At 74.9% G+C, this 12,851-nt stretch carries 14 protein-coding genes and 1 riboswitch; of the genes, 6 read left to right on the top strand and 8 right to left on the bottom strand.

Going from position 1 to position 12,851, the window contains the following annotated elements; translation table 11 throughout:
* Positions 1-48: 48 nt before the first annotated feature.
* Entirely contained in the window at positions 49-648 is a 600-nt protein-coding gene (locus D5H75_RS06880) for a DUF1707 SHOCT-like domain-containing protein (protein ID WP_119925490.1), read from the top strand.
* A 48-nt stretch (positions 649-696) separates the two neighbouring features.
* Here D5H75_RS06880 and D5H75_RS06875 read toward each other — a convergent pair whose 3' ends face one another.
* The 5 genes from D5H75_RS06875 to D5H75_RS41310 all read right to left on the bottom strand — a co-directional run bounded on the left by D5H75_RS06875 (position 697) and on the right by D5H75_RS41310 (position 4,570).
* On the bottom strand, positions 697-1,431 hold the full coding sequence (locus tag D5H75_RS06875; RefSeq protein ID WP_119925489.1) for a sirohydrochlorin chelatase: 735 nt from the start codon (positions 1,429-1,431) through the stop codon (positions 697-699).
* Positions 1,413-2,126 carry a phosphoadenylyl-sulfate reductase gene (locus tag D5H75_RS06870; protein ID WP_119925488.1) on the bottom strand — a complete coding sequence of 238 codons (714 nt, stop codon included), beginning with the start codon at positions 2,124-2,126 and terminating at the stop codon, positions 1,413-1,415. Before D5H75_RS06870 ends, D5H75_RS06875 begins: the two co-directional genes overlap by 19 nt.
* Positions 2,127-2,262: 136 nt before the next feature.
* Complete coding sequence (locus D5H75_RS06860) at positions 2,263-3,939, bottom strand: nitrite/sulfite reductase (RefSeq protein ID WP_119925486.1); 1,677 nt, start codon at positions 3,937-3,939, stop codon at positions 2,263-2,265.
* A 154-nt stretch (positions 3,940-4,093) separates the two neighbouring features.
* Complete coding sequence (locus D5H75_RS44565) at positions 4,094-4,168, bottom strand: putative leader peptide (RefSeq protein ID WP_422673496.1); 75 nt, start codon at positions 4,166-4,168, stop codon at positions 4,094-4,096.
* 153 nt (positions 4,169-4,321) lie between these two features.
* On the bottom strand, positions 4,322-4,570 hold the full coding sequence (locus D5H75_RS41310) for a hypothetical protein (RefSeq protein ID WP_202637900.1): 249 nt from the start codon (positions 4,568-4,570) through the stop codon (positions 4,322-4,324).
* 71 nt (positions 4,571-4,641) lie between these two features.
* Here D5H75_RS41310 and D5H75_RS06845 point away from each other — a divergent pair, with 71 nt between their 5' ends.
* Together D5H75_RS06845 and D5H75_RS06840 are read left to right on the top strand one after the other, a co-directional pair.
* Positions 4,642-5,430 carry a TIGR03084 family metal-binding protein gene (locus tag D5H75_RS06845; protein ID WP_119925483.1) on the top strand — a complete coding sequence of 263 codons (789 nt, stop codon included), beginning with the start codon at positions 4,642-4,644 and terminating at the stop codon, positions 5,428-5,430.
* 250 nt (positions 5,431-5,680) lie between these two features.
* Entirely contained in the window at positions 5,681-6,463 is a 783-nt protein-coding gene (locus D5H75_RS06840) for an alpha/beta hydrolase (protein ID WP_119925482.1), read from the top strand.
* Positions 6,464-6,484: 21 nt separating this feature from the next.
* Here D5H75_RS06840 and D5H75_RS06835 read toward each other — a convergent pair whose 3' ends face one another.
* Entirely contained in the window at positions 6,485-7,192 is a 708-nt protein-coding gene (locus D5H75_RS06835) for a 3-keto-5-aminohexanoate cleavage protein (protein WP_119925481.1), read from the bottom strand.
* A 30-nt stretch (positions 7,193-7,222) separates the two neighbouring features.
* Complete coding sequence (locus tag D5H75_RS41305) at positions 7,223-7,882, bottom strand: winged helix-turn-helix domain-containing protein (protein ID WP_202637899.1); 660 nt, start codon at positions 7,880-7,882, stop codon at positions 7,223-7,225.
* A gap of 72 nt (positions 7,883-7,954) precedes the next feature.
* Here D5H75_RS41305 and D5H75_RS06820 point away from each other — a divergent pair, with 72 nt between their 5' ends.
* Entirely contained in the window at positions 7,955-9,505 is a 1,551-nt protein-coding gene (locus tag D5H75_RS06820) for an alpha/beta hydrolase family protein (RefSeq protein WP_202637898.1), read from the top strand.
* Between the two features lie 68 nt (positions 9,506-9,573).
* Here D5H75_RS06820 and D5H75_RS06815 read toward each other — a convergent pair whose 3' ends face one another.
* Positions 9,574-10,092 carry an FBP domain-containing protein gene (locus D5H75_RS06815; protein ID WP_119925480.1) on the bottom strand — a complete coding sequence of 173 codons (519 nt, stop codon included), beginning with the start codon at positions 10,090-10,092 and terminating at the stop codon, positions 9,574-9,576.
* Positions 10,093-10,332: 240 nt separating this feature from the next.
* Here D5H75_RS06815 and D5H75_RS06810 point away from each other — a divergent pair, with 240 nt between their 5' ends.
* Both D5H75_RS06810 and D5H75_RS06805 read left to right on the top strand, forming a co-directional pair.
* The gene (locus D5H75_RS06810) at positions 10,333-11,280 is read left to right on the top strand and encodes a YihY/virulence factor BrkB family protein (protein ID WP_242454028.1); all 948 of its coding nucleotides are present in this window, start codon (positions 10,333-10,335) and stop codon (positions 11,278-11,280) included.
* A 128-nt stretch (positions 11,281-11,408) separates the two neighbouring features.
* Positions 11,409-11,516, top strand: a riboswitch (ZMP/ZTP riboswitch).
* Between the two features lie 24 nt (positions 11,517-11,540).
* A complete protein-coding gene (locus D5H75_RS06805) occupies positions 11,541-12,797 on the top strand; it encodes a serine hydroxymethyltransferase (protein WP_119925479.1) in 1,257 nt (418 codons plus the stop codon).
* Positions 12,798-12,851: the final 54 nt, after the last annotated feature.

Here is a 12,851-nt window from a genome sequence, read left to right as displayed (position 1 = left end):
TCCCGGCGGAGGATTGGCCCGGGGTGCGGTCGGCGATAGCGTCGGAGCGTGAGCCAACACGACGAACTTCGCGTGTCCGACGCCGAGCGCGAGGAGACGGTGGAGCGGCTGCGGGTCGCCTCGGTCGAGGGCCGGTTGTCCTTCGCGGAGCTGAGCGACCGCACCGAGGCCGCGTACGGCGCGGTGACGCGCGCGGACCTGGTCCGCGTCACCGCCGACCTGCCGGACGCGCCCGGGGCCGCCGCCGAGCCCGTGCGGGCCCCGGGCCGGGCCCGCCGCTGGTTCGTCGCGATCCTCGGCGACACCAGGCGACGCGGGCACTGGAAGGTGGACAAGGAGCTGGCCGCGCTGGCCGTGCTGGGCGACGTCGTCCTCGACCTGCGCCAGGCCCAGGTCCTCACCGACAGCGTGGACATCGTGGCGACCGCCGTGCTGGGCGACGTGAAGGTGATCGTCCCCGACGGCGTGGACGTGGACGTCTCTGGGGTCGCGGTCCTGGGCGACAAGAAGATCCGCGTGGAGGAGGCGCCGGCCGGCCGCCGCGCCCCCGTCGTCCGCGTCCGGGCGACCGCCCTGCTCGGCGACGTCAAGGTCTACGGCCACGCCTACGCCGAGCGGAAGGGCTCCGGCCACTCCTGGCACCACTGACCCCCGCCGCCCGCCGTACGGCCCGGCGGGGGCCGTACGGCGTGGCGCTCAGGCCGTCGCGAACTCGCGGGGGAGGGCGGCGGTGCGGGCCTCCTCGTACCGCTCCAGGAGGATCTCGGCGAGCTCCGGGGCGGGGCCGAGGACGTCGGCGACCACGTCCGCGCCCGCGGCCAGGGCGTCGCGCCGCACCTTGTCGGCGAAGTGCCCGGGGGCCAGCAGGTAGGGGGCGACGGCGACGCGGGGGGCGCCGGCCGCGCGCAGCGCCGCGACCGCCCGCTCGGGCGCGGGGGCGGCGGCCGAGGCGTAGGCGGCGCGGACCGCCCACCAGCCCCGGGCCGACCAGGCGCGGGCCATCTCGCCGATCACCTGGTTGGCGCGGGCGTCGCTGGAGCCGGCCGACACCAGCACGACGGCCATGCCCGGGTCGCCCGGCGGCACGCCCGCCTCGGCGAGCCGCCGCTCCAGGACGCGCGCCAGCAGGGGGTGCGGGCCCAGCGTCGCGCCGTACCGCACGGCCAGGTGCGGCGGGCGGGCGCGCAGGGCCGCCGGGATGTCCACCCGGCTGTGGTACGCCTCGGTCAGCAGCAGCGGCAGCACCACCGCCGACCCCTCCAGGCCGCCGAGGACCTGGCCCAGGGACGGCGGGGCGTGGTCGAGGTAGGCGGTGCGCGCGTCCAGCTCCGGGCGCGCCCGCCGTACCCCGGCCATCAGCTCCGAGACGACGGCCGCCGCCCGTGGGTCGCGGGACCCGTGGGCGACGGCGACTAGGCGTGGATGCCGCATTCGATCTTCCCCAGACCGGCCCAGCGGCCGCTGCGCGGATCCTCGCCCGGGGCGACCCGCCGGGTGCAGGGGGCGCAGCCGATCGACGGGTAGCCGTCGTAGTGCAGCGGGTTGATGAGCACCCCGTTGTCGGCGATGTAGTTGTCCACGTCCTCCTGGGTCCAGCGCGCGATGGGGTTCACCTTGACCATCTGGCGCTTGGCGTCCCACTCGACGATGCGGGTGTCCTTGCGGGTCAGCGCCTCGTCGCGGCGGATGCCGCTGAACCAGGCGACGTACCCCTGGAGCGCCCGGTTGAGCGGCTCCACCTTGCGCAGGTGGCAGCACAGGTCGGGGTTGCGGCCGTGCAGCCGCGGGCCCAGGTCCCGGTCCTGCTCGGCGACGGTACGGCTGGGCGTGACGTTGATCAGGTTGACCGGGTACACCGCCTGGACCGCGTCGCGGGTGCCGATGGTCTCGGCGAAGTGGTATCCGGTGTCGATGAACAGCACGTCGATGCCCGGCTTGACCTTGGAGACCAGGTGGATGAGCAGGGCGTCGCTCATGGAGGAGGTCAGGCAGATGCGGTCGCCGAACGTGGCGGCCGCCCAGCGGATGATCTCCACGGCGGGCGCGTCCTCCAGCGCGGCCGCGGCGGAGTCGACGATGTCCTGAAGGTCGAGGCTGATCTTGACTTCGGCGTCCAGCACCGTCATATCCGGGTCCCCACTCCTAAGAACTTCAACGTGAACGCTCGGGCGCACGACCGGCAGTACCACCCGCCGTCGCGCTCGTACGGCTCCAGGTCCTCCTCGCCGCAGTACGGGCAGTGGAAGGGGACCGCTCTCTCACTCACTTCAGGTCCTCCTCGGCGGCGCGCTCGACCCACTCGGAGAAGGTCTCGCCGCCGGTCTTCTGCGCCTGGAACCGGGTCAGCACCCGCTCGACGTAGTCGGGCAGCTCGGCGGCGGTGGCCTTGAGCCCGCGCACCTTGCGGCCGAAGCCGGGCCGGACGCCGAGGGAGCCGCCCAGGTGGATCTGGAAGCCCTCGACCTGCTCGCCCCGCTCGTCGGTGACGAGCTGGCCCTTGAGCCCGATGTCGGCCGTCTGGATGCGGGCGCAGGAGTTCGGGCAGCCGTTGACGTTGATCGTCAGCGGGTCGGCGAAGTCCGGGAGCCGCTTCTCCAGCTCGTCGATGAGGGTCATCGCGGTGCCCTTGGTCTCGACGATCGCGAGCTTGCAGTACTCGATGCCGGTGCAGGCCATGGTCTGGCGGCGGAACGTGGAGGGGTTGACCCGCAGGTCGTGGCTCTCCAGCTCGCGCACGAGGCTCTCGACGCGGTCCTCGGCGATGTCGAGGATGACCATCTTCTGCTCGACGGTCGTGCGGACGCGGGAGCTGCCGTGGCGCTCGGCGATGTCGGCGATCAGCGCGAGGGTGGCCCCGTCGAGCCGGCCGACCTTGGGCGCGAAGCCGACGTAGTAGAGGCCGTCCCGCTGGCGGTGCACGCCGACGTGGTCGCGGCGGTTGTTCCGGGGCGCGGCGGGCGCGGGGCCGTCGGGGAGGCGGTAGCCGAGGTACTCCTGCTCCAGGACCTCGCGGAACCTCTCGGGGCCCCAGTCGTTCATGAGGAACTTGATCCGGGCGCGGTGGCGGAGCCTGCGATAGCCGTAATCACGAAATATCCCGATGATTCCGGCCCAGACGTCGGCGGCCCTGTCCGGCGAGACGAAGACGCCGAGCCGCTTGCCGAGCATCGGGTTCGTGGACAGGCCCCCGCCGGCCCACACGTCGTAGCCGCGCTCCCCGTTCTCGCCGACCACGCCGACGAACGCCACGTCGTTGATCTCGTGGACCGTGCAGTGGGAGGCGCATCCGCTGAAGGCGGACTTGAACTTGCGCGGCAGGTTCGAGAACTCCTGGCTGCCGATGTACTTGTCGTACACCTGCTGGATCTGCGGCGTCGCGTCGAGCACCTCGTCCTCGTCGATCCCGGCCAGGGGGCAGCCGATGATCACGCGGGGGGTGTCGCCGCAGGCCTCGGTCGTGGACAGGCCGACGGCCTCCAGCGCCTCCCAGATCGCCGGGACCGACTCGATCTCCACCCAGTGGAGCTGGATGTTCTGCCGGTCGGTGACGTCGGCCGTGCCCCGGGCGTACCTGGTCGAGATGTCGGCGATCGTGCGGAGCTGCTCCAGGGTGAGCTGCCCGCCGTCGATGCGGACGCGGAGCATGAAGTACCTGTCGTCGAGCTCCTCCGGCTCCAGGATGGCGGTCTTGCCGCCGTCGATCCCGGGCTTGCGCTGGGTGTAGAGCCCGAACCAGCGGAAGCGTCCCCGCAGGTCGGCCGGGTCGATGGAGTCGAAGCCGGTCTTGGAGTAGATGTCGATGATCCGCTGGCGGACGTTGAGCCCGTCGTCGTTCTTCTTCAGCTCCTCGTTCTTGTTGAGCGGTTCGCGGTAGCCGAGGGCCCACTGGCCCTCGCCGCGGTGGCGACGGGCGCGTGCGTTCGTGCTGCTGGGCGGCATGGGGCGCGTCCTCCGGGACGGTCGTCTTGGGGACGGACGCGTGGCGAGAAGGCGCGCCCGGCCGGGAGGGGCCGTCGCGTCGTCGCGAGTGCTTCAGAGGAGAGCTGCGCCTGAAGAGGCCACGCGCCCGGGGAAACGGGCGGGTTGACGGGCGTCAGCTACAGATGGCGCTGCGGACACGCTGAAGATCGACGTGGCGTCGCACGACGAGCATCGGGTCCGCTGGCATGAGACCCACGGTGACACACGCCCTCACCCTTGTCCAATCCCCGTCCGCCATCTGGGACGCGCCGCGGGTCACGGCGGCCCCTCTCCGGAGCCCGTCCCGGTACGGCACGCGCGGCGCGTCCGGCCGCCCACGGGCCCGGCCCGGCGCGGGGCATCAGCCCTGGCGGACCCAGTTCACGGGGGGTTCGGAGGGCGGCTCGGAGGGCGGCTCGGATGGCGGCGTGGATGGCGGCCCGGATGGCGGCTCGGGGGGCGGCTCGGTGCCGGGCGGGCCGGGCGCGGGCCCGGCCGGCTCCGGCGGGTCGCCGGGCGCGCGGCGGGACGCGGCCAGGTGCTGGCAGTCGCACCAGGTGCCGCCCCGGCAGCGGTCGTGGCGGCGTTCCTTGCACCAGTGGCAGATCACACCGTCATTGTGCGCGCGAGGGGCTTGATCACACCCTGGGATTCAGAACAAGGTTCGGTTAGGGTCCGGGCATGGGCGTGACGATGGCCGGGCTGGTCGCGGATCTGCGGGACGAGACGTCGGACCTCCTGCGGCTGGTGGAGCCGCTGGACCCCGCGGGGTGGGACACCCCGACGCCGGCCGAGGGGTGGGCGGTGCGGGACCAGGTGAGCCACCTGGCCTGGTTCGACGAGGCGGCGACGCGGGCCGCGGCCGATCCGGACGCCTTCCGGGCCGGCCTGCCCGCCCTGCTGGAGAAGGGGCCGGGGTTCGTGGACGACCTCGCCCACGAGCACGCCGCGCGCCCGCCCGCGGACCTGCTCGCCTGGTTCCGCGCGGCCCGCGCCCGCATGCTCGGCGTGTTCGAGGGCCTGGACGCGCGGGCCAGGCTGCCCTGGTACGGCCCGGACATGAGCGCGACCTCGTTCGCGACCGCGCGGTTGATGGAGACGTGGGCCCACGGGCAGGACGTGGCGGACGCGCTGGGGGCGGCACGCGTCCCCACCGCGCGGCTCCGGCACGTCGCGCTGATCGGGTGCCGCGCCCTGCCGTACAGCTTCGCCGCCAACGGCCTGCCGGTCCCGGAGGCGCCGGTCCGGGTCGAGCTGCGCCTGCCCGGGGGCGAGCCGTGGGAGTGGGGCCCGGAGGACGCGGGCGACGTGGTGCGCGGCGAGGTCCTGGACTTCTGCCTGGCGGTCGCCCAGCGGCGGCACCTGGACGATCTCGGACTGGAGATCACGGGGGAGACGGCCCGCGCCTGGATGGGGATCGCGCAGGCCTTCGCGGGCCCGCCCGGCCCGGGCCGCGCCCCGCTCCGCTAGCCCGGCAGGCGTCCCTCCTCCCTCGGCCGGCCTCTCCCCGGCCGCCCCCCGCCTGCCGGTCCTCGCGCCTGCCGGTCCTCGCGGCGGTACGGCCGCGCGTCTCCGGGCCGCCCGCGCGGGCCGTACCGCCGGGACGGCCCGGGCGGAGCGGGACGGACGAGGGCGCGGCGGGACTGAGCGGGACGCGGCGGGACGGGGCGGGACGCGGTGGGACGGGGCGGGCGGCGCGGCCGGGTGAGAGCATCGGGGTGTGCTGAGGGTCCTCGTGATCGGGGTGGTCGCGGTGGTGGTCCTGCTCGGCCTGCTGTGGGCGGCGCAGCGGCGGCTGATCTACCTGCCCGACGCCCGGCCGGTGCCGCCCGCCGCGTCGGTGCTGCCCGGCGCGCGGGACGTGACGCTCGTGACCTCGGACGGGCTCCGGCTCGGGGCCTGGCACCTGCCCGGCGGGAGCCGGGGGATCACGGTGCTGGTCGCCGGCGGCAACGCGGGCAACCGGCTGCACCGGGCGCCGCTGGCGGCCGCCCTGGCCAGGGAGGGGTTCGCGGTCCTGCTCATGGACTACCGGGGGTACGGCGGGAACCCGGGCTCCCCGGACGAGGAGGGGCTGGCCCGCGACGTCCTGGCCGCCCGGGAGTCCCTCTCCGGCCCCGTGGTGTACTTCGGCGAGAGCCTCGGCGCCGGGCCCGTGACCGCGCTGGCGAGGTCCCGGCCGCCCCTGGCGCTGCTGCTGCGCTCGCCGTTCACCTCCCTGGCCGACGCCGGCCGCCACAACTACCCGTTCCTGCCGGTCGGGCCGCTGCTGCGGGACCGCTTCCCGGTGGCGGAGCACCTGGCCTCGGTCTGCGTCCCCACCGCCGTGGTGTACGGCTCGCGCGACACGATCGTGCCCCCGGCGATGAGCCGCGCCGTCGCGTCCGCCGCCGCGGGCCCGGTGGACCTGGTCGAGGTGCGGGACGCCGGGCACAACGACCGCGCCCTCCTCGACGGCCCCGAGCTGATCGCCGCCGTCGTCCGCCTCGCCGGAACGCGGTAGCGCCCGCGCGCGGCGGCGGAGTCAGTCCCCGGCCAGCGCGAGGGCGGCGCGGACGAGGGCGGCGTTGGAGGGGGCGGGGGAGCCGTCGGGCAGGACGAGGGTGTCCTCCAGTCCGACGCGGGAGTCGAGGCCCAGCTCGGCGGCCAGCCGGAACACCGGCCAGGCGTTCGCGTCCTCGCCGTGGAGCAGGAGCGGGGCGGGGACGCCGCGCAGCCGGGCGAGCAGGTCCCGGGCGGTGGACAGCGGGTCCTCCTGGTCCACCACCTCGACCAGGACGCGCAGGCACTCCACGCCGGAGGCGGCGAAGGCGGCGGCCGCCCCGGCGTGCCAGATCCCCGCCTCGATTCCGACGCCCAGGCCGGTCAGGGCGGCCGCGAGCTCGGCCGCGCCCTCCTCGTGCCAGTTGACCGAGGCGTGGTCCGGCCGCGACCGCCACCCGGCGACCTGCGCCAGCCGTACGGCGGGATCGCCCGCGGCCCACGCGCCGGTCGTGACGCCGACCGGGACGCCGGGGACCGCCTCGCGCAGCGCGGCGACGACGGGGTCCACGTGCTCCGGGCGCAGGCTGTCCCGGCCCCCGGGGTCCTTGGGGTGCACGTGCAGCTCCCGCGCGCCCGCCGCCACGGCCTCGGCGGCGGCGGCGGCGATCTGCGCCGGCGTGACGGGGAGGGCGGGGTGCTCGGCCGGGAGCCGGGCACCGTTCAGGCAGGCTTGGAGGAGCACGGGCATCCCTCTCGCGACGATCTTCTCCCGGGCAGCCTAAGCCCCGGCCCCCTCGGCCCCGGCCTCCTGGGTCCCGGCCTCCTGGGTCCCGGCCTCCTGGGTCCCGGCCCCGCCGTCGGGCGGCCCGGCGGGGTCCACCTCGTCGGCGGGCACCGTGAAGAGCCGGATGTAGACGGGCCGCGCGCCCGGCGGCGCCTCGGACTGGGGGTGGCTGTAGCGCTGGAGCAGCGCGATGTACTCCTCGAAGAACTCGCCGAGCTCGTCCCGGGTCATCCGCCCCAGGCCCCGCGACGCCTTGGCCCAGTCCGGGTCGCGCAGCCAGGCGGCGGGGAAGGCGTCGAAGATCCGGCGGTCCTCCTCCAGCCCCTGGCGCAGGAACTCGTCCAGGGCCGGGTGGTCCTCGGGGGCGATCTGGTCGTGGGTGGGGACGCGCAGGTCCCGCAGCCTCTCGTTCCTCCGCCACCAGCGTTCCCGGCCTCCGGAGCGCTCGGGGATCTCCTCGATGAAGCCGTACTTCTCGAGCTGGCGCAGGTGGTAGCTGGTCGTGCCGGTCTTGGCGCCGAGCAGCTCGCCGAGCGTGGTCGAGGTGGCCTCCCCGTGCACGGCGAGGTGGTTGAGCATGCGCCGGCGCATCGGGTGGGCCAGGGCCTTCAGCCGCGCGGGGTCGTGAAGCAGCAGCCGCTCGTCGTCCTCCATGGGTCGAGGATACAGATCTCTGTCTGCAGAACACTCTTTGCAGAGAACTCTCTGCAGAGTATGTTCGGCGGTATGCGACGACTCCTCCCGGCGGCCGCCGCCGCCGTCCTGTGCGCCCTGACGGCGGCGCCCGCCCAGGCCGCGGCCCCGCCCGCGCGGGCCGCCACTCCCGCGTCCCCGGCCCGGGCGGCCCACGCCTCTCCGGCCCGGCCCGCCCACGTCCCTCCGGTCCTGGCGGCCCAGGCTCCTTCCGCCCGGCGCCCCGCCGAGGGGGATCCCCACCCGCTCGTGCCCGCCGGCCTGACCTCGCGGGAGGTCGCGTTCCGGGGGAGCGGGGCGCTGCCGATGCGCGGCACCGTCGTCCTGCCCGCCGCGCCCGCCCCCGGCCGCCCCGGCATGGTCCTGGTGCACGGCGCGGGCACGGGCACCCCGCGCGAGAAGCTCATGACCGAGGCCGTGGAGTTCGCCCGCCGGGGCATCGCCGTCCTCGTCTACGACAAGCGGTCCGCGGGCTACTCGCTCTTCCGGCGGTCCTACGCCCAGCTCGCCGGGGACGCCCTGGGCGCGGTGGCCGCGCTGCGCGCCCAGCCCGGCGTGAACCCGGCGAAGGTCGGGATCTGGGGCCTGAGCGAGGGCGGCTGGGTCGCCCCGATGGCGGCCGCGCGGTCGGCGGACATCGCGTTCGTCGTGGTGGTGGGCGCGAACGGGCTGCCGCCGCTGCGCCAGCAGGCCTGGGCCGTGGCCGCGGGACTCCGCCGCGTCGGCGTCTCGGGATCGCTGGTGGACCGCGCCGAGCCCGCGCTCTACCGGGCCATCGCGGACGGCGGCCTGTTCCCCGAGCCCCACCACGACCCCGTGCCGACCCTGGCCGCGCTGCGGCAGCCGCTCCTGGGCATCTGGGGGAACGCCGACCTGCTCACCCCGCCCGAGGAGAGCCCGCCGATCTTCGCCCGGGCGCTGGAGCGGGGCGGGAACCGGCACTACGCCCTGCACTTCTTCCCGGACGCCGAGCACGCCGCGCACGTCACCCCCGACGGGGGTGTCACCCGGGCGCCCGAGCTGGCCCCCGGCTACGCCGACCTGGTCGGCTCCTGGGTCCGCGACGTCGTGGCGGGCCGCCCGCCCGTGGCGCGCGTCGAGGGACCGGCTCCCGTCCAGGCGTCCCACACCAGGCCGACGCCCCCGTCCGCCTGGTGGGAGTCGGCGCCGATGCAGGTCGCCGCGCTGGCGCTGTTCGCGGCGGCCTTCGCCGGCTACCCCCTGGCCGCCGCGGCCCGGCGTCTGCGGGGCCGCGCGGGCGCCCCGGCGACCAGGGCCGCCCGCCTGGTCAGCGCGGGCGGGCTGACCGTGGTCACGGCCGGGTTCGGCTACCTCATGTACGTGGTCATGACCGGCGGGAAGCTCGCGGCCCCCGGCCCCCTGCTGGCCGGCCGCCCGGTGATCTGGCTAGCCCTGCAGGCCCTGGCGGTGGCGGTGGGCGTGGCGGCCGTGCTGACCGTGCTGGCCCTGCGCCGCCGCCGCGCGGCCCTCCCCCGCGGCGAGCGCGTCCGCGCCGGGCTGGTGGCCGTCGCCGGTCTCGTCTTCATCCCCTGGGCCGCCTACTGGGGCCTCCTGCTCCCCTGAGCGCCCGTACGGCTTACGCCGCGTCCGCCGGGAGACGGTCCCGGGGGCGCGGCGTCCGCCGTACGGCGTCAGGTGAGGGCGGGGTCGAGGACCCGGTCGAGGAAGGCGGCGAGGTTGCGCACGGCGCGGTCCGCGCGCTCCTCCAGCGTCAGCGACTCGACGCCGTCGCGCAGCCGTACGCCGAGGCCGGTCTCGCGCTTGCCCCGGGCGTAGAGGGGGCAGGCGAGGTCGGCGCAGATGTAGGTGCCGATCGTGTTGCCCTGGCGGCCGGCCGCGCCGACGCGGGGCGCGGTGAAGAGGGCGACGCCCGTGCCGGGGTGGGGGGTCAGGCAGACGGAGCAGATCGTGGACTTCACGAAGGCGCGCTTGACCTCCTTGGCGGTGCGCAGGGTCAGGCCGACCAGCTCGCCCCGGTGCTCGGCGACGATGTAGCCGCGGTCGGGGGCGCCCGGATCGCGCCAGCCCAGGAAGTCCAGATCGGGCCAGGGGAGGTCGGCCAGGCCGCGCGGCATGCCGAGGCGCCGGGCCTCCCCCTTGGAACAGTTGACGAAGGAGTCTCGGATCTCCTTCTCCTCCAGCGGATTCACAACGGAGCAAGGTAACAGCGGGCCAGGCCCGCCGTCGTCCGGTTTTTCCCGGCGTCGGGGCAGTTCAGGCGGGGTGCGCCGGGCCTGGAGGGGGATCGGGACGTTGCGGGGGCGGGGAACGGGTACGTTCGTATCCAGTCCGTTACCGTGGCGCGCCCCGGGGAACGGGACAGTGAACCGTACCGTTGTCTGCTGTAACCAACCAAGATCCGACAAACCGGGCTGAACCAGAAATCTGCCGTGACCTCTGTGAGCGACGCGCCCCGCAAGACCCGGACGCCGCCTCCGCGCACCCGGGACCGTCTCCACGCGGCGCTGCGCGTCGGGCTGTGGTGGCCGCTGGTCAAGAACACCTCCATCACGTCGTTCAACTACCGGGTCACCGGGCTGGCCGCCGAGGCCGCCTTCTTCGCGCTGCTGTCGCTGCCGCCGCTGGTGCTGGGGCTGATCGGCACCCTGGGGTACTTCCGGCCCGCGCTCGGCCCCGCCGCCGTCGCCGACGTCCGCTCCTGGGTCATCGAGAAGTCCGGGCTGCTGTTCACCGGCGACACCGTGAACGGCGTGGTCGTGCCGCTCGTGGACGACGTGCTCGCGGGAGGCCGCGCCGACCTGGTCTCGCTGGGCTTCCTGCTGTCGCTGTGGTCGGGCTCGCGCGCGCTCTTCGTCTACGTGGACGTGATCTCCGTGGCGTACGGCCTGGGCGAGGTGCGCGGCATCGTCCGGACCCGGATCATGTCGTTCGGGCTGTACATCGCCGCGCTGGGCGTGGGGCTCGTGGTGATCCCGCTGTTCGTCGCCGGGCCCACGATCGTGACCAGCCTCATCCCGCACTACGACGGGCTCGTCGAGGTGCTGTACTGGCCGCTGGCCGTGCTCGTGTCGATCGGGCTGCTGACCACGCTGTACCACGTGAGCGTGCCCGTCCGCACGCGCTGGCGGCGGGAGCTGCCCGGGGCCGTCCTCGCGCTGATCATCTGGGCCCTGTGCGGGTTCGTGCTGCGGATCGTGCTCGGCGCCTCGTTCACCCCCGTCTCGATCTACGGCTCGCTGGCCGCCCCCATCGCCGTCCTGCTGTGGCTGTACGTCACGGCCCTCGGCGTGCTCATCGGCGCCACGCTCAACGCCGAGGCCGACAAGCTCTGGCCCGAGGGCACCACCGCCCGCGCCCGCGCCGCCCACGACGCCTGACCCGGCCCCGTCCCCCCCGTCCCGCGCCGCGCCGCGCCGCCGTACGCCCGCCGTACGGCCCCGGGCCCGGCGGGCGTACGGCGGACGCGGCGCGCGGCGTGAGCCGTACGGCGGGGGTCCGCTAGGGTTTAGGGGGTCGCGACTGGCGCTGACCCCCCGTCCTCCGCCGGGGCGTCATGAGGCGGACAACCGCCGGGAAGCGAAGTTCGCGCAGGCCGCGCGCCTGGGCCTGCGCTCCGTCGATGAAGATGGGGTGTGCCATGACCCACGATGCCCTCGCCGCAGCCGATCCCCAGATCGCCGAGCTCGTCGCCGCCGAGGAGCGCCGCCAGGCCGACACCGTCAAGCTGATCGCCTCGGAGAACTACGTCTCCAAGGCGGTGCTGGAGGCCACCGGCACGGTTCTGACCAACAAGTACTCCGAGGGCTACGCCGGCAAGCGCTACTACGAGGGCCAGCAGGTCATCGACCAGATCGAGACCGTGGCCGTCGAGCGCGCCAAGGCCCTGTTCGGCGTCGAGCACGCCAACGTCCAGCCCTACTCGGGCTCGCCCGCCAACCTCGCCATCTACCTGGCCTTCCTCCAGCCCGGCGACACCGTGATGGGCATGGGCCTGCCGTTCGGCGGCCACCTCACCCACGGCTGGTCCGTCTCGGCCACCGGCAAGTGGTTCACCCCGGTCCGGTACGGCGTCCGCAAGGACACCGGCCGCGTGGACATGGACGAGGTCCGCGACCTCGCCCGCGAGCACCGGCCCAAGGTCATCTTCTGCGGCGGCACCGCGATCCCGCGCACCATCGACTTCCCGGCGTTCGCCGAGATCGCCCGCGAGGTCGGCGCGGTCCTGGCCGCCGACATCGCGCACATCGCCGGCCTGATCGCCGGCGGCGCGCACCCGTCGCCCGTGGGCCACGCGGACGTGATCTCCACGACCACGCACAAGACCCTCCGCGGCCCGCGCGGCGCGATGCTCATGTCCACCGCCGAGCACGCCGCCGCCATCAACAAGGCCGTCTTCCCCGGCCTGCAGGGCGGCCCGCACAACCACACCACGGCCGCGATCGCGGTGGCCCTCAAGGAGGCCTCCACCGACGAGTTCAAGGCCTACGCCCACCAGGTCGTCGCCAACGCCAAGGCGCTGGCCGAGGAGCTGGCGAGCCGCGGCTTCGACCTGGTCTCCGGCGGCACCGACAACCACCTGATCCTGATGGACCTCACGCCCAAGGGCGTCGGCGGCAAGCCCGCCGCCCAGGCGCTGGACCGCGCGGGCCTGGAGACGAACTACAACGCCGTGCCGTACGACACGCGCAAGCCGTTCGACCCCTCCGGCATCCGCATCGGCACCCCCTCGGTGACCAGCCGCGGCATGGGCGAGGCCGAGATGCGCCAGATCGGCGCCTGGATCGACGAGGTCGTCACCGCCCTGGCCAAGGAGTCCGACGTCGAGGAGACGATCGCCCGCGTCCACGGCGAGGTGAGCGAGCTGACCGCCCGGTTCCCCGCCCCCGGCCTGTAACCCCGGCGCCGGCCGTACGGCAGGAGCCCCCGCGAGAACCGGTCGCGGGGGTTC

Origin of the sequence: Bailinhaonella thermotolerans (assembly GCF_003594875.1) — a bacterium.
GTDB lineage: Bacteria > Actinomycetota > Actinomycetes > Streptosporangiales > Streptosporangiaceae > Bailinhaonella > Bailinhaonella thermotolerans.
This window is presented reverse-complemented; position numbering and strand designations above follow the sequence as displayed.